Below are 14,842 nucleotides of genomic sequence, written 5' to 3' on the forward strand. Positions count from 1 at the left end.
GCCTCACCGTCGCGTTGCCTCGCGCCGTGGGCGGTTAGTGGCCGCGGTTGGCGGAATAGCGGGCGAGGTCCGCCAGCCATTCGGCACGAGGACCGAGCGGGGCGATGGCGTCGAGAGCATCGTCGACCAGGGCGGTCAGGTGTGCTTTCGAGGCGTCGAGGCCGATGATCGACGGGAACGTCGGCTTGTCGGCTGCCGCGTCCTTGCCGGCGGTCTTGCCGATGACGGCGGATTCGCCCTCGATATCGAGGATGTCGTCGCGGACCTGAAACGCCAGTCCGACGGCATGGCCGTAACGGTCCAGTCGTTGCAGCAAGGCGTCATCACGGCACCCGGCCGCGAGAGCGCCGAGGCGAACCGAGGCGCGGATCAGGGCGCCGGTCTTGTAGGCGTGCATGCGCTCGAGCTCATCAAGCGACAGCCGGGTACCCACCGCCGAAAGATCGAAGGCCTGGCCGCCGGCCATACCTTCGGCACCGCAGGCTGCGCCGAGGGTGCGCAGCATGGCGATCCGTGACATGGCGTCGTCCTCGGAACCGAACGGCGTGGCCAGAATCTCGAACGCCAGCGCCTGCAGCGCATCCCCGGCGAGGATCGCCATGGCCTCGCCAAAGACGATGTGGCAGGTCGGGCGGCCGCGGCGCAGGTCGTCGTCGTCCATGGCCGGCAGGTCGTCGTGCACGAGCGAATACGCGTGGATGATCTCCACGGCACTCGCGGGCGCGTCGAGGATCCCGCCGTCGCAACCGAGGGCATGGCCCGCCGCGTAGACGAGCAGGGGGCGCAGACGCTTGCCACCGCCCAGCACCGCGTAGCGCATGGCGCGATGGAGTTCGGTGGGGGCGAGGTCCTCGGCGGGCAGCGCGCGCGCGAGCGCGTCGTCTGCACGGCCGACCAGCGCCTTGAGCGGCGCGGGCAGGTCAGTCGGTGCGGGAGTCAAAGGCTTCGGCGGTTTCGGGGGCTTCGGGATCGAGCAGGAGTCGCACGCGCAGTTCGGCCTGCTCCAGCGCCGTCTGGCAGTGGCGATAGAGGCCGATGCCGCGCTCGAAGGACTTGAGGGACTCGTCGAGACTGAGTTCGCCGCCTTCCATCCGTGTGACGAGTTGCTCGAGTTCGTCGAGCGAATGCTCGAACTCGGCGATCGAGGGAGTGGCGGCGACAGGGGCGGACGACTTCGGCATGGCCGCAAAACTAGCTCACATAGGCTTTTTGATCAATCGCGCGGCGAATCAGGCGTCCTCATCCCACGTGAGGACCCCACCCGCTTCCTGGAACAGCCGTCGGCCGCGTTCGCTCATCCAGCGGGATCCGACGGCGACCAGTTCCTTGCCTGACCACAGCAGCGGCATGCGCGGACGGCGCCACGGCGGCACCGCGCCCTGCTGGAACAGGTCACGCAGTTCGCGGGTGTGCCGGTCCCCCTCGGGACGCAAGGTTTCGCCGCCGGAGCGATAGCGCACCTGGAGCGGCTCCCGTAGTCGCGCGGAGCCCAGGGTGAGCGTGCCCCCACCGGGCAGCGCCAGCGGCTCACCCGACCATATGGCCGACCATTCGGTATCGAACGAGGGCAGGCGCCGCATGGCCCACAGGCGGCCGCGCCAGACACGCACCTCGGTATCCAGCCAGCCGACCAGCGGAAGCTTTTCGGCGCCACCTTCGCGGGCCTGACGTTCCAGTTGCAGTCGCTGTCCGGTCGTGGGGGCGGACAGGCCCTGCGTGTGCAGCCAGTGCTCGAGCAGTGGCGTCCGCCACGCCGACTGAAGCGCGAGCCAGCCTTCGGCGTCCAGTGTTCCCTCGGGGCGGCGCACGGTTTCCAGTGCATCCATCCACCCATCGCGCAGGCTGTCGGCCGCTTCCATGCATAGCCGCGCGCTGTGCGCGATGCTGGTGCCAGCCTGAGGCCAACGTTCGAGAAGCACGGGAAGCACGCTGCCGCGCAGGTAGCCACGGGCGATCGACGGGTCGTCGTTGGACGGGTCGTGAATCGTCGACAGGGCATGCGTGGCGACATGCTCGAGCAGCGCGTCGCGCGGCAGGTCGAGGAGTGGCCGCCAGAGCATCCCCGCGCCTGACGGACGCAGCGGACGCATGCCGCCCAGGCCGTCGGGCCCCGCGCCACGCAGGAGTTTCAGCAGCACGGTCTCGACCTGGTCGTCCCGATGATGTGCCAGCACCATGCGCTCGCCGGGACGCAGCGATGCAGCGAAGGCGGCGTGCCGCGCACGTCGCGCGGCGGATTCGACCCCTTCGCCGCGACTGAGATCCACGGAGACACGGGATACCTCGAGAGGTATTTCCAGACCGTCGCAGAAGCGTCGGCAGTGCGAAGCCCACGCGCCGCTTTCGGCATGCAACCCGTGGTCCACATGCAACGCACGCAACGGCGGGCGTGGCGAATGGGTCGCCAGGGCGTGCAGGAGGGCGCTCGAGTCCGGCCCGCCACTGAACGCGACGACGAGCGCAGCCCTGGGAGCGTCACTGAGAGCGCTCGCCACGTGATCGGTCAGGGAACGGCTCATTTGCCCTTGCTTCGCATGCGCACGTAAAGGTGTTTGGCATTGCCGAACTGACGCTCGTCCACGTCGAACAGGCCGATGCCGTTGATCAGGCCGCTCAGTTTGGCGTAGCCGTAATTGCGTGAATCGAAGTCGGGTGAGCGCTTGCTGAGGATGCTGCCGATGCCGCCGAGCGCGGCCCAGCCATTTTCATCGGAGGCGGCTTCCACCGCGTTGCGCAGGCGATTGACAAGCTTGGTATCGCCGCGCAGTTCGCTGGCGGACTTCGGTGCGGGCGCTTCATCGCCCTCGTTTTCGCTGGCGCCCACCAGCACCTCGGTGTAGATGAACTTGTCGCACGCGGAGACGAACGGTTTGGGCGTCTTCAGTTCGCCGAAGCCGTAAACGATCAGCCCCGCCTCGCGAATGCGCGACGCCAGCCGCGTGAAGTCACTGTCGCTGGAAACGATGCAGAAGCCATCGAAGCGTTCGGAGTACAGCAGGTCCATCGCGTCGATGATCATCGCGGAGTCCGTCGCGTTCTTGCCGGACGTATAGGCGAACTGCTGGATCGGCTGGATCGAATGATCGAGCAGGGCGGCCTTCCATCCGTTGAGGTTGGGGCCGGTCCAGTCGCCGTAGATGCGCTTCACGTGCGCGGTGCCGTACTTCGCCACTTCGGCGAGCAGGCCGTCGACGATGGCGGGGCGGGCGTTGTCGGCGTCGATCAGGACGGCGAGTTTGACGAGGACGTCGGCCATGGCGCATGTCCGCTGGGGAGATGCGCCGATGGTAACCGCAATGCCGGGACGATCAGCCCTCGGTGAAGGCGCCGTAGCCGCGCAGGCGCTTGTAGCGGTTTTCGAGCAGGGCTTCGACGGGCTGCGCTTCGAGGGCGTCCAGCTCGTTGAGCAGCACGGCCTTGAGACGAACCGCCATCGACTGCGGGCTGCGATGCGCACCGCCCAGGGGCTCGCGGACGATCTTGTCGATCAGGCCGTTCTCGAGCAGGCGCGGCGCGGTGAGGCCCATGACCTCGGCGGCATCCTTGGCCTTGTCGGCGCTCTTCCAGAGGATGGACGCGCAACCTTCGGGCGTGATGACCGAGTACGTCGAGTACTGCAGCATCAGCGTGCGGTCGCCTACGCCAATGGCCAGCGCGCCGCCGGAACCGCCTTCGCCCGTCACGGTGCAGATGATCGGCACACGCAGCTCGGCCATCTCCAGCAGATTGCGGGCGATGGCTTCGGACTGACCGCGTTCTTCCGCATTGATGCCCGGCCACGCGCCGGCCGTATCGATGAAGGTGAAGACCGGGATCCTGAACTGCTCGGCCATCTTGAACAGCCGCAGCGCCTTGCGATAGCCCTCGGGGCGCGGCATGCCGAAGTTGCGCTTCACCTTGGACTTGGTGTCGCGGCCCTTCTGGTGACCGACCACCATGACCGAGCGGCCATTGATACGGGCGAGGCCGCCCACGATGGCCTGGTCGTCCGCGAACATGCGGTCGCCCTTGAGCTCGTGGAATTCCTCGCACATCGCCTGGATGTAATCGAGGGTGTACGGACGTGCCGGGTGGCGCGATACCTGGCTGATCTGCCACGGGGTGAGATTGCGGAAGATCTCGTTGGTCTTGATCTTCAGCTTTTCACGCAGACGGCCCACTTCCTCGTCGATGTTGAAAGCCTGCCCACTGCTGGCATGACGAAGCTCTTCGATCTTCGCTTCCAGCTCGGCAATGGGTTGTTCGAAATCGAGGAAGTTGGGATTCATGAATACGAAGCATCCGGACAAGACCGCTGATTATACCCAGTGGCGCCCTGGGACGTGTGCGCGAGGGTACGGTCGGCCCGGGAGGTAAGAATTGCCCGAAATTCATGTAGGTACGACTGGCGCCGCTGTGAGGCGGTCCCCCGGGACGTGTGATCTTTGCTTCAATGCGTCGGCGGGCACGGCTGCCCGCGGCCCTGCCTCGACCTTCGCGTCGACGGGAGGATCACCTCTTCTGACGAAAGGAATCATCATGCCCGGTGCAATTCACCGTATCGCAAAACGCCGCCGCTTCTCGCTTCTGATGGTCGGCCTGGTCGCCAGCGTCTCCGGGGCGAACGTGGCGTTCGCCGAGATCCCCGGCCCCTACGCGATCCATCGCATGCCCGAGTGCGACATCGCCGCGGAAGGCCAGATCTGCCGGCTCACCGTGCCAAACGGTGACTTTGAAGGCGTAAACGACGCCTTCTGGCATGGCGAGTACCAGTGGTTCGGGTTCAACACGAAGCGCCACGCGATGGCCGATCACCTGGCGCCCTGGGTCTTCGAAGGACCTGGCGCCGACAGGTACAACGCGTCGCTGGCGCTCTACGACACGGCGAATAACCGTTATCGGACGGTGCGCCTGGCGGAGCCCGAAGACAGTGTGACCCAGTGGGTCGCCCTCCCGCCCGCCGACGCCGACGATTTCGTCTACACCGTCCACGCGCATGTCGGTGCCGAGCAGGGCGGTGCCACGGTCCTCATGGCCACCGCGTTCGACGACGGCGACAAGAAGTGGAACGCGGCGCATAAGACACAGGCCATCAAGGGCGAGTTGAACTCGGGGGGCTGGCCCTCGGGCGAACTTATCGACAGCGTCCTCGTCCCGGCAGGCTCGCATGTCCGGCATATCGGCGTGAGGATCCAGAAAGTCGACGGCGTCGGTGCGATCAAGGCGGACGATGTCGTCGTTGTCCGTTCCTACCCCGGCCAGATTCCCGTCCAGCTGTCGGCGTCCGAATAGGCGGCGTATCGCCCGGCCGGCAGGAGCGGCCGGCGCTCAGTCGGCCGGCCGTACCATGCGCAGCTCGGTCCCCAGAACACCGGGGATCGTCCGCAAGGTGCGCACGAGGTCGGGGAGGGCGCGCACGCGCCACTGATCGCCCAGCTCCAGGCTGGCCTGGCCTTCCGCGTTGCGGTAGCCGGCCAGCATCAGCGGGGTACGTCCCCCACGATAACCCATCAGGGCCTGACGCAGGTGCTGCGGGAAGTCCGGACCGACGCCGTTGAGTTTCAGCGTGAGCAGGCGGCCGAAGTGCTCCATGGCATCGGACAGCGCGTAGGCCTTGCGGGCACGCAGCTGATAGCCGCCGGCGAAGTCGTCGATACGCAGGCCCCCTTCGACCACGATCATGCTTCCGCGCGTGAGCAGGGGGGCGGCGTCGGTGAACACGTCACGAAAAAAGCTCGTCTCGAGCATGCCGGTCGCGTCCTCGATCTGGACGAACGCATCGCTCTCGCCACGCTTGCGCATGCCCACCACCATGCCGGCCACGGTCCACGGCGTATCCGGGCCGCGACGGAAGCGGTTGGCGTTTTCGTCGTCGTCGTTACGGCGCGGTTTGGGCGGCTGGTAGCGCTGCGGAATCTCGCCGATGGGACAGCTGCCCAGCTGCGCCAGTTCGGCCTTCCACGGGTCGGTGGGGTGACCGGACAGGTAATGGCCGAGCGTGTCGTGCTCGCCCTGCAGCAGCTGTTCGAGTGGCCACTCCGGCACCGAACCGGAGAGTTCGATGATGCTGGGGGCTTCCGCCTCACCGAACGCGTTGCCGAAGATATCGACCTGTCCCGAAGCGCGGTTCTTCGCTTCCTGGTCGGCGGCGCGCATCGCTTCGGGAATGTGCTTGACCAGGGTGGCGCGGTTCTCGCCGAGCGCGTCGAGCGCGCCGGACTGGACCAGCGCTTCCATGGTGCGCTTGTTGAGCTTGCTCGAGCCGACGCGCTGGCAGAAGTCGACCAGTCCGCGGAACGGCCCCTTCGCCTTGCGTTCGGCGACGATTTCCTCGCAGATACCCTGGCCGACGCCCTTGATCGCGCCAAGGCCGTAACGCACCACGCGCGGTTCCACCGCTTCGAACATCCAGTCCGACGCGTTGACGTCGGGCGGCAGCACCTTTATGCCGATCGCCCGCGTTTCTTCGAGGAAGGTGACGGCCTTCTCGGTGTTGTCCATGTCCGACGAAATCGTCGCGGCCATGAACTCGGCGGGGTAGTGCGCCTTCAGCCAGGCGGTCTGATACGACACCAGCGCATAAGCGGCGGCGTGCGACTTATTGAAGCCGTAGCCGGCGAACTTCTCCATCAGGTCGAAGATCGCGTCGGCCTTGTCGCCCACGATCCCGTCCCTGGCGGCGCCTTCGCGGAAGGTCGCGCGGTGCTTGACCATTTCCTCGGCTTTTTTCTTACCCATCGCACGGCGCAGCAGATCGGCGCCGCCGAGCGTGTAACCGCCCACGATCTGCGCCATCTGCATCACCTGCTCCTGATAGACCATGATGCCGTAGGTCTCTTTCAGGATGGGTTCGACGCGCGGATCCGGGTATTCCACCGCTTCGCGCCCATGCTTACGCGCGCAGAAGCTCGGGATCAGATCCATCGGGCCGGGGCGGTACAGCGCCACCAGCGCGATGATGTCTTCGAAACGGTCGGCCTGGGCCTCTTTCAGCATGCCCTGCATGCCGCGCGACTCGAGCTGGAAGACGGCGACGGTCTGCGCTTTCTTCAGCAGGTCGTAGACCTTGGGATCGTCCAGCGGCAGCGATTCGATCACCAGCGCGTCCGTGCCTTCCTTCGCCCGGCGCCTGTTGATCGCCTTGACCGCCCAGTCGATGATCGTGAGCGTGCGCAGGCCGAGGAAGTCGAACTTCACCAGGCCGACCGCCTCGACGTCGTCCTTGTCGTACTGCGTGACGACGCCTTCGCCGCTGGCTTCGCAGTACAGCGGGGCGAAGTCGGTCAGCGGTGTGGGCGCGATCACCACGCCACCCGCGTGCTTGCCGGCGTTGCGGGTGAGACCTTCGAGGCTGAGCGCCAGATCGATCAGCTGGCGCGGCTCTTCTTCCTGATCGTAGACGTCGCAGAATTCCTTGACGACGCGATCGGGTTCTTTCCTGGCTTTTTCCGTACGGCCGAGAGCGTCGCCGAGGGTGAGGTCGAGCGGACGGTTGGGAATGAGTTTGGCGAGACGGTCGACCTGACCGTAGCCCATGCCGAGCACGCGACCGGAGTCGCGCAGCACGGCCTTCGCCGCCATCGAGCCGTAGGTGATGATCTGACTGACGTGATCGCGACCGTACTTGCGCGCCACGTAGTCGATCACCTCGTCGCGGCGATCCATGCAGAAGTCGATGTCGAAGTCGGGCATCGACACGCGTTCGGGGTTGAGGAAGCGCTCGAAAAGCAACTCGAACTGCAGCGGATCCAGGTCGGTGATCTTCAGCACCCACGCCACGAGCGAGCCCGCACCCGAACCTCGGCCCGGGCCCACCGGAATACCGTTGTCCTTCGCCCAGCCGATGAAGTCCGCAACGATCAGGAAGTAGCCGGGAAATCCCATCCGGATGATGACGTCGACTTCGCGATCCAGGCGCGCCTGATAATCCTCCAGCGTCTTGCCGGCGGCGATGGGATGCTGGCTGAGGCGCTCTTCGAGTCCCTTCTGCGCGAGATCGCGGATGAAGGTGTCGAGCGTGTGGCCTTCGGGGACCGGGAAGTTGGGCAGGTAATACGTGCCGAACTCGAGCACGAGATTGCAGCGCTTGACCAGTTCGACCGTGTTTTCCAGCGCCTCGGGAATGTCGGCGAACAACGCCTCCATGTCCTCGGGCGACTTGAAGTACTGCTCTTCGCTGTAATCCTTCGGGCGCTTCGGATCCGCGAGGACGCGGCCCTGGTTGATGCAGGTGCGGGCTTCGTGCGCATCGAAGTCTTCGCGCAGCAGGAAGCGCACGTCGTTGCTCGCGATTACGGGCAGCTCGTTATCGCCCGCCAGCGCCATGGCGGCGCGCACCCAGTTTTCTTCGTTCTCACGGCCCGTGCGGGTCAGTTCGAGGTAAAGACGGTCGGGGAACAGGCGCTGCAGGAAGCCGAGGCGCAGGGTCGCGGCGGGAAGACCCGCCGTCAGCGCGACGCGCGCGACTTCACTCTCGCGACCGGCGATGGCGATCAGGCCGCGTACGCTCTCCGGATGCATCCAGGCGCCATCGACGAGCGCGCGGCCGGTACCCTGGCCTTCGCGCCAGGCGCGTGAAACCAGCCGGGAGAGATTGAGGTAGCCGTCGCGATCCTGACAGATCAGCGTGAGACGCCAGGGGCGCGGATCATCGGGGCTTGAGACCCAGATGTCGCAGCCACCGATCGGCTTGATGCCCGCCGCCGTGCACTGCTTGTAGAACTTCACCAGCCCGAACATGTTGTTCTCGTCCGTCAGCGCGACGGCGGGCATACCCGCCCGTGCGCAGGCGGCGACCAGCTGCTTGATGCGGATGGTCGAGTCGACCAGCGAGTACTCGCTGTGCAGGTGGAGATGGGCGAAACGAACGGACATGGGCGGCGCCGGGCAGAGCAGAGGGAAGGCTACGCCGGGAAGGGGGCGGGGACAAGAATTGACAGGACGGATTTGTCCGCCGGGCAGCCATCTGGCGGCCTCGGCACGTGATATAGCGGGTCCGTGTAGGTGGTCGCCGCGAGGTTGCTGCGGCCTATGCCGTCAGGCCTGTCAGCAGGCCACAGTTTCCTGAGCAATCGGCCGACAATCCCGTCGGCTGGCGCCTGAGCTATCCCCCTCCCTCGCCCTGGCGCCAGTGTCCGTACTACCCCTCATCACTCACAAAGGAATGTAAGTCATGCGCAAGCACTCTTCTCACCGTCGGTGGGTCGCCACGGCGGCGATCGCGACCCTGCTCTTCACCGGTCACGCGCTGGCGGCTCCGTCACTGGAAAATCTCCCCGGTTGCAGCGGCTCGATCGATGCCATGGCACAGGCAGCCTGCCGACTGAAGACCGACCACGGCTTATTCGATCGGACCTCGATGTGGCAATCGTTCGGCCACCCTGGCGAGCAGATCGACGGAGGCGTAGGCCCGGCGTGGCGCGCTCCGACCATGACGGTCCGTGGGTTTACGCCCCTCGGTACGACGTATTACGGCGGCGACGTCAGTTACACCGTCCAGTTCAACGCAGGTCTCACGCAGGTCCAGGGCGGCGCGCTCGGCAAGCTGCGAGTGAATTTCTGGCTGGGTGACGATCAGGGGCGTCACCGACTGGAGCTTGGCGAGAAAAGGGCCACGTTCGGCGGCGATGCCGTCGGCACGTTCCGCTTCACCGTGCCGGGCCAGAACGTCGGGTTCGATCCCAACTTCCTGTATGTCGACATCCAGTCGGAGGAGCGGCTCTCGACGCCGGGAGGCCATGAGATGTGGATGGAAGGCGGCTCGGTGTCGATCCAGAACGTGCACGTCAGCGTCCAGCCGACCGCGGCGAATTGATCGTCACCCACTCCGGCCACCCGGCCGGAGTGGGTTTGCCGGTCGCTGTCAGCGCATGTGCGCTTCGGGATGCTCGATGAACCAGAGCCCCGCGAACAGCTTCGCGTCGATGGAGAAACCTTCCTTCGCACGGTCGAACAGCCACTTGCCGGCTTCGGCACGTGGCACTTCGTGAACGATGATGTTTTCCGTCTCGTCACCGCCGCCCTTGCCCACCCTGGACAGGTCCCAGGCGCGTGCAAAGGCGATCATCTCCGTGCTCATGCCGGCCGACGACGGGCCCTCATGCACGAACTCGATGCTGCCGCAGGCGTAGCCGGTTTCTTCTTCCAGTTCGCGGCGAGCGGCCAGCAGTACGTCCTCGTCCTCGGCACCGGCAAGATCGCCGACGAGGCCGGCGGGCATCTCGATGGTGTTCTTCAGGATCGACACGCGGTACTGCTCGACGAAGACGACCTTGTCGTCGGGCGTCACCGCGAGAATGATTACCGCGCCACCCGGATTGTTGCGTTCGGCGTATTCCCAGCGGCCGCGCTTCTTCAGGGTCAGCCACTTCGCCTTGTGCAGGACCTCTTCCGGCGCACTGGCGTCATCGGGGATCGGCGAGGCATGGGGCAGCGGACTGGTCTGCATGGCGGGTTCCTTGGAGGGATAAGGGAATATCCGACCAAGGGTATATCGACTGGGTGACGTATTACATCAAGGCGCGCAGGCGTGACCGGGTCAGCGGTCCGAAGCGCAGGCGCTCGCACAATTCGTCGATCGTGGCGGCTTCGCCCTGACGGCGGCTCAGGGCATCGGCGGTCTCGGCGACGGCGATATCCAGCGCGATGCGGGTAAGGCGACGGCACAGCAGCGCCTGTTCCGCATGTTCACGCAGACGAGCCGCACAGGCCGCGGCGCCGCGGATGCGCAGGTACGGCACCTCGTCGATGCGATCGAGCAGGTTGTCCAGGCTGCCGAAGTGGGCAAGCAGGGCCGCCGCGGTCTTCGCGCCGATGCCAGGTACCCCGGGGATGTTGTCGACCGCGTCACCGCACAGCGCCAGATAGTCTGCGACCTGGTGTGGATGCACGCCGAGCTTGTCGAAGACGCCGGAAGGCCCCCAGCGCACGTTCTTCGCAAAGTCCCATTGCTCGTCGTGCTCGCCGAGCAACTGACCGAAGTCCTTGTCGGCGGAAACGATGACGCCGCGGAAGCCATGCGAGCGCAGGCCCCACAGCGCGCTGCCGATCAGGTCGTCGGCCTCGTACTGGTGATCGTTGAGCACGGTGAGGCCAAGGGCTGCGGAGATCTCGCGGCACAGCCCGAACTGACGGACCAGATGGGGCGGTGGCAGGTCGCGGTTGGCCTTGTACGCCGGATAGATCGTGTTGCGGAACGAGGTGGTGAGCGACGCGTCGAACGCCACCGCGATGTGCTCCGCACGGCTGCGCTCGAGCAGCTCGCAGAGGAATCGCGTGAAGCCGTGCACGGCGTTGACCGGCTCGCCTTCGTGGTCGTGAAATTCGTCGGGCATGGAGTGCCATGCCCGGAACACATACAGGCTGCCGTCGACCAGGTGGACGAGGGAGTCGTCGCTCACGGCGACCACACGCTCACGATGTCGTCGTACGACGGACGATCGCGCTCCGGCGCGTCGATGGCGGCCGTGCCGATGTGGATGAAGCCGACGATGTGTTCGCTTTTCTTCATGTCGAGCAGCTTCGCAACCTCACGGTCGTAGGCGGCCCAGCCGCTGAGCCACTGCGCTCCGTAGCCGAGCGCCTGCGCGCCGAGCAGGATGTTATAGGCGACGCAGCCGGCGGTAAGGTCCTGCTCCAGCTCGGGGACCTTGCTGTCGGTGTCGATCTTCGCCGAAACGACCAGGACCAGCGGGGCGAATTCGTAGCGGCGCTGTTCTTTCTCGCGCTTGGATTCGGACAGGCCCGGATTGGCTTCGACCGCCAGCTTAGCCAGCTTGCGGCCGAAGGCCAGTTTGGCCTCGCCGCGCAGCACGCGGATGCGGAAGGGTTCGAGTTTTCCGTGGTCGGGCACACGGATCGCGGCCTCGAGGAGGCGGCGCAGCGTGGCGTCATCGGGGGCGGGTTCGCCGAGCTGGCGCGAAGGCACCGAACGGCGGTCGTTGAGGAAAGCCAGGTCGTTTTCGGTCATTGCCCCAGTTTAGCTCACTCCCCCGGAGGGGGAGGCGGCCGGCGATCGCCCGGGCCGTCGGGGCTGCCCGGACCGCCGTGGGGCGGGGGCACGATGTCGTTCGGGCCCGCGTGGTCCACCGCGTCGCGGCGCTGATCGGGTGTCATGTTGCGCCACTTTTCGATCAGCGCATGCCGCTGGTCGGGCGTGAGGTTCCTGAAACGCTCGAAGGCGTCGTGCAGGCGGGCGCGCTGATCAGGGGAGAGGTCCTGGAACTTCTGCTGGTTCCGGCGTGCCTCCGCGCGCTCCTCCGGCGTCATGTGCTGCCAGCGTTCGATGCGGTCGCGGATTTCCGCACGACGATCCGGCGGCAGCCCGCGCCAGCGCTGGGCTTTCTCGAGCATCCGCGACTGGCGCTGCGGCGGGAACGTGTCCCAGTCATGCGCCAGCGGCGCGAGGATGTCCTTTTCGTCGGCCGACAGCGCGCTCCACGGACGGGGCGGCGGCAGCGGCATCTCACCGCCGGGCGGCGGTGGGGGGCGATCCTGCGCGCTCGCCGTCAGCGGCGCCGCGAAGGCCATGAACAGGGCGAGGACGAGCGGAAGGCGGCGCATGGGGCTCACTTGCGGGACGGGGACGAGGGCGCGTCGTTGTAGGCGAGCCAGCTGTAGAACTGCATGTCCTTGTACAGCGCGGGGTCCGCGCTGTCGGCATCGGGCGGCAGATCGCTGGGCTCCGCCTCGGCGGACTGCTGGGTGGCCACCGGCATGTCCGAGGGGGATACCCGCGGCTGCCAGATCATCAGCGAAGCGAGAGCGACCACGGCGAAGGCACCTGCGGGGAGTAGCAGGCGTCGCGTCATGGACGGTTGCGGACGGGCGAGCGCGGTGCGCCGCGCCGCGCGCAGGCGGCCCGCGGTGGCCGGATCCACGTCGCGGCTGGCCCGCAGGTACAGGTCCCGGGCGCGACGTTCGAGTTCTCGATCGTGCTGGCTCATCGCCAAGCCTCCAGTTGATCGCGCAGCGCATGCATCGCGCGCGAAAGGTGGGTTTTCACGCTGCCGTCCGAGCAGCCCATCGCGGCGGCCGTCTCGGCCACATCCAGGCCTTCCATGATGCGCAGCGTGAACGCTTCGCGCTGGCGCCGGGGCAGCTTGCGCACGGCCGTCACGATGTCGCCGTAGGCCTGCGTGTCCTGCAACCGGGCCGAGGGATCCGGCGCGTCGTCCGCCGGCTCCCACATCGGGAGTTCGTCGCCTTCGTCGTCGCGACCGCCGCCCATCCAGCTGACGACGATGGACCGGACCTTGCGGCGCCGCTGCAGATCGACGATGCGTCGGCGCAGGATGCCCCAGAACAGCGGCGTCCACTCACCGGCGGGCTTACCCGCGTAATGGTTGACGAGTCGCAGCATGGCGTCCTGGACGGCATCCATGGCGTCGTCCTTGTTGCCCAGGTGGATTTCGGCCATACGCCAGGCGCGTCGCTCGATACCCGCCAGGAAGGCGTCCATGTTCGCCGGGACCTCGCGCAGATCCTCGAGCGATGCGCTGTCGAGTGCGAGGGAGCCGTTCACGGCTTTCTCCGCATCGTCGTGTTTCGCATCCTCGTGCTCCATATCGCCAGGTTCACTCCGGTAAACGCGGTCATCGACCGCCGGTTGACTGTTACTTCCCCGCAATATCTTTCCCGTAGGGGGATTTACCGCTTATGAAAGTCAGTCGCCGCGCGGCTTCCGCCGTCCCAGCGGCCAGGCGGTAAGGGCCGCGATCAGGGCTCCGGTCAGGTAGAGCGACAGGTCGACCGGGCGCTGCGCGAGACGGGCGAGGTCCAGCAGCATGGCCGGTCCGGCGTCGGCGATGGCCTGGCCGAAGCCGATGCCCATCATCCCGGAGATCGTGGCGGCGACCACCAGGCACGCCGTGTACAGGGCCGCCAGCAGGGTTGCCGCGCCGGCCAGGACGGCGCCGACAGGACCGCGGAAGCGCAGCCAGCGGCGCACGACGAGACCCAGCGCCCAGCCCACCGGTAGCACGAGGGCCGGGAGGGCGCGGCCGAACATCATCGAGGGGAGCATCCAGACGGCGCCCGCGGCGAGGCCGAACATGGCCGCGCAGAGTGCACCGAAGAGGAAACCGGGAAGGCCTGTGCGCTCAGCCGGCATGGATTTCGGTCAGGTCGCGCATGGGATCCCGGGTGCGGCAAAAAGGGGGCCATCATAGCGGGGCAAGCGGCCGGGCGCTCTTGTGCCCCGACGCGTGCGCCCCGACGTTAAGCCGGTAGGTGCCTACCCCCGCTTCGCGGGCGGGCGCATAATCGACGACTTTGCGGCCGCGGCGCGGCCTTTACAGGACAGCAATGAGCGGTTTCAGCCTCAGCAGCGAGCCCTTCACCCTCGAACGTGACTGCCAGGCAGTCATGGTGCCGCAGGGTGAGACGGTGACGCTTCCCGCCGGGCAGATCGGCTACATCACCCAGGCCCTCGGCGGCAGTTTCACCGTTTACGTGGAAGGCAACCTGTTCCGCATCGCCGGCGACGACGCCGACGCGCTGGGCAAGGAGCCGCCGCGCCCGATCGAACTCGAGGACGGCGCGACGGACGATGACGTGGAGAAGCTGGTCTGGCAGCAGCTGCGCACCTGCTTCGATCCCGAGATTCCCATCAACGTGGTGGAGCTGGGTCTGGTCTATGACGTCAGCCTCGAATCCACCGACGAGGGCTCGCGCCGCGTTTACGTGAAGATGACGCTGACCGCGCCGGGCTGCGGCATGGGCGACATCCTCGTCGACGATGTCCGCACCAAGGTCGAGCTCATTCCCACGATCGTCGAGGCCGATGTCGATCTCGTATTCGACCCGCCCTGGAATCACTCCATGATGTCCGATGCGGCGAAGCTCGAAACCGGGATGCTCTGAT

General features: G+C 66.6%; 16 protein-coding genes. 3 read left to right on the forward strand and 13 right to left on the reverse strand.

From position 1 onward, the window contains the following. Window positions 1–34 precede the first annotated feature (34 nt). The 5 genes from ispA to FA87_RS04740 are packed head-to-tail and all read right to left on the reverse strand — an operon-like array spanning window position 35 to window position 4,268. Window positions 35–919, reverse strand: coding sequence for a (2E,6E)-farnesyl diphosphate synthase (gene ispA, locus FA87_RS04720; protein ID WP_139382664.1), 885 nt, complete (start codon window positions 917–919; stop codon window positions 35–37). A 1-nt stretch (window position 920) separates the two neighbouring features. Then, the gene (locus FA87_RS04725) at window positions 921–1,181 is read right to left on the reverse strand and encodes an exodeoxyribonuclease VII small subunit (RefSeq protein WP_036115247.1); all 261 of its coding nucleotides are present in this window, start codon (window positions 1,179–1,181) and stop codon (window positions 921–923) included. 48 nt (window positions 1,182–1,229) lie between these two features. Continuing rightward, window positions 1,230–2,519 carry a tRNA lysidine(34) synthetase TilS gene (gene tilS, locus FA87_RS04730; protein WP_052191144.1) on the reverse strand — a complete coding sequence of 430 codons (1,290 nt, stop codon included), beginning with the start codon at window positions 2,517–2,519 and terminating at the stop codon, window positions 1,230–1,232. Then, complete coding sequence (locus FA87_RS04735) at window positions 2,516–3,256, reverse strand: NYN domain-containing protein (RefSeq protein ID WP_036115245.1); 741 nt, start codon at window positions 3,254–3,256, stop codon at window positions 2,516–2,518. The genes tilS and FA87_RS04735 overlap by 4 nt, the downstream gene beginning before the upstream one ends. A 52-nt stretch (window positions 3,257–3,308) precedes the next feature. After that, the gene (locus FA87_RS04740) at window positions 3,309–4,268 is read right to left on the reverse strand and encodes an acetyl-CoA carboxylase carboxyltransferase subunit alpha (RefSeq protein WP_043692721.1); all 960 of its coding nucleotides are present in this window, start codon (window positions 4,266–4,268) and stop codon (window positions 3,309–3,311) included. Window positions 4,269–4,518: 250 nt separating this feature from the next. Between FA87_RS04740 and FA87_RS04745 the strand changes: the two genes are divergently transcribed. Further along, complete coding sequence (locus FA87_RS04745; RefSeq protein WP_043692723.1) at window positions 4,519–5,271, forward strand: hypothetical protein; 753 nt, start codon at window positions 4,519–4,521, stop codon at window positions 5,269–5,271. 36 nt (window positions 5,272–5,307) lie between these two features. On the opposite strand, the gene dnaE is transcribed toward FA87_RS04745, so the two are convergent. Next, window positions 5,308–8,853 carry a DNA polymerase III subunit alpha gene (dnaE, locus tag FA87_RS04750; protein WP_043692726.1) on the reverse strand — a complete coding sequence of 1,182 codons (3,546 nt, stop codon included), beginning with the start codon at window positions 8,851–8,853 and terminating at the stop codon, window positions 5,308–5,310. A gap of 298 nt (window positions 8,854–9,151) precedes the next feature. Here dnaE and FA87_RS04755 point away from each other — a divergent pair, with 298 nt between their 5' ends. After that, window positions 9,152–9,793: a hypothetical protein gene (locus FA87_RS04755; RefSeq protein WP_043692728.1), complete on the forward strand. Its 642-nt coding sequence runs from the start codon at window positions 9,152–9,154 to the stop codon at window positions 9,791–9,793. Between the two features lie 48 nt (window positions 9,794–9,841). On the opposite strand, the gene FA87_RS04760 is transcribed toward FA87_RS04755, so the two are convergent. The 7 genes from FA87_RS04760 to FA87_RS04790 all read right to left on the reverse strand — a co-directional run bounded on the left by FA87_RS04760 (window position 9,842) and on the right by FA87_RS04790 (window position 14,089). Then, window positions 9,842–10,426: an NUDIX hydrolase gene (locus FA87_RS04760; RefSeq protein ID WP_036115229.1), complete on the reverse strand. Its 585-nt coding sequence runs from the start codon at window positions 10,424–10,426 to the stop codon at window positions 9,842–9,844. A 61-nt stretch (window positions 10,427–10,487) separates the two neighbouring features. After that, window positions 10,488–11,378: a 5'-3' exonuclease H3TH domain-containing protein gene (locus tag FA87_RS04765; RefSeq protein WP_255349731.1), complete on the reverse strand. Its 891-nt coding sequence runs from the start codon at window positions 11,376–11,378 to the stop codon at window positions 10,488–10,490. Then, on the reverse strand, window positions 11,375–11,947 hold the full coding sequence (locus FA87_RS04770) for a nitroreductase (protein ID WP_036115224.1): 573 nt from the start codon (window positions 11,945–11,947) through the stop codon (window positions 11,375–11,377). Before FA87_RS04770 ends, FA87_RS04765 begins: the two co-directional genes overlap by 4 nt. 14 nt (window positions 11,948–11,961) lie before the next feature. Beyond that, entirely contained in the window at window positions 11,962–12,540 is a 579-nt protein-coding gene (locus FA87_RS04775; protein ID WP_052191145.1) for a DUF3106 domain-containing protein, read from the reverse strand. A 5-nt stretch (window positions 12,541–12,545) separates the two neighbouring features. Next, window positions 12,546–12,923 (reverse strand): hypothetical protein, encoded by a 378-nt coding sequence (locus tag FA87_RS04780; RefSeq protein WP_036115221.1) that lies wholly within the window; start codon window positions 12,921–12,923, stop codon window positions 12,546–12,548. Beyond that, complete coding sequence (locus tag FA87_RS04785; protein WP_036118197.1) at window positions 12,920–13,501, reverse strand: RNA polymerase sigma factor; 582 nt, start codon at window positions 13,499–13,501, stop codon at window positions 12,920–12,922. The genes FA87_RS04780 and FA87_RS04785 overlap by 4 nt, the downstream gene beginning before the upstream one ends. 141 nt (window positions 13,502–13,642) lie before the next feature. Next, window positions 13,643–14,089, reverse strand: coding sequence for a hypothetical protein (locus tag FA87_RS04790; RefSeq protein WP_043692731.1), 447 nt, complete (start codon window positions 14,087–14,089; stop codon window positions 13,643–13,645). A 194-nt stretch (window positions 14,090–14,283) separates the two neighbouring features. Between FA87_RS04790 and sufT the strand changes: the two genes are divergently transcribed. Beyond that, window positions 14,284–14,841: a putative Fe-S cluster assembly protein SufT gene (sufT, locus tag FA87_RS04795; RefSeq protein ID WP_043692734.1), complete on the forward strand. Its 558-nt coding sequence runs from the start codon at window positions 14,284–14,286 to the stop codon at window positions 14,839–14,841. The last annotated feature ends 1 nt before the right edge of the window (window position 14,842 follow it).

Origin of the sequence: Luteibacter sp. 9133 (genome assembly GCF_000800155.1) — a bacterium.
Lineage (GTDB): Bacteria > Pseudomonadota > Gammaproteobacteria > Xanthomonadales > Rhodanobacteraceae > Luteibacter > Luteibacter mycovicinus.

Excerpts from the sequence above, each read along its gene's own strand:
- FA87_RS04745 (WP_043692723.1), top strand. The coding sequence starts at position 4,519 with ATGCCCGGTGCAATTCACCGTATCGCAAAACGCCGCCGCTTCTCGCTT.
- FA87_RS04725 (WP_036115247.1), bottom strand. The coding sequence starts at position 1,181 with ATGCCGAAGTCGTCCGCCCCTGTCGCCGCCACTCCCTCGATCGCCGAG.
- sufT (WP_043692734.1), top strand. The coding sequence starts at position 14,284 with ATGAGCGGTTTCAGCCTCAGCAGCGAGCCCTTCACCCTCGAACGTGAC.
- FA87_RS04775 (WP_052191145.1), bottom strand. The coding sequence starts at position 12,540 with ATGCGCCGCCTTCCGCTCGTCCTCGCCCTGTTCATGGCCTTCGCGGCG.
- FA87_RS04770 (WP_036115224.1), bottom strand. The coding sequence starts at position 11,947 with ATGACCGAAAACGACCTGGCTTTCCTCAACGACCGCCGTTCGGTGCCT.
- FA87_RS04780 (WP_036115221.1), bottom strand. The coding sequence starts at position 12,923 with ATGAGCCAGCACGATCGAGAACTCGAACGTCGCGCCCGGGACCTGTAC.
- FA87_RS04735 (WP_036115245.1), bottom strand. The coding sequence starts at position 3,256 with ATGGCCGACGTCCTCGTCAAACTCGCCGTCCTGATCGACGCCGACAAC.
- FA87_RS04740 (WP_043692721.1), bottom strand. The coding sequence starts at position 4,268 with ATGAATCCCAACTTCCTCGATTTCGAACAACCCATTGCCGAGCTGGAA.
- tilS (WP_052191144.1), bottom strand. The coding sequence starts at position 2,519 with ATGAGCCGTTCCCTGACCGATCACGTGGCGAGCGCTCTCAGTGACGCT.
- FA87_RS04760 (WP_036115229.1), bottom strand. The coding sequence starts at position 10,426 with ATGCAGACCAGTCCGCTGCCCCATGCCTCGCCGATCCCCGATGACGCC.
- dnaE (WP_043692726.1), bottom strand. The coding sequence starts at position 8,853 with ATGTCCGTTCGTTTCGCCCATCTCCACCTGCACAGCGAGTACTCGCTG.
- FA87_RS04790 (WP_043692731.1), bottom strand. The coding sequence starts at position 14,089 with ATGCCGGCTGAGCGCACAGGCCTTCCCGGTTTCCTCTTCGGTGCACTC.
- FA87_RS04755 (WP_043692728.1), top strand. The coding sequence starts at position 9,152 with ATGCGCAAGCACTCTTCTCACCGTCGGTGGGTCGCCACGGCGGCGATC.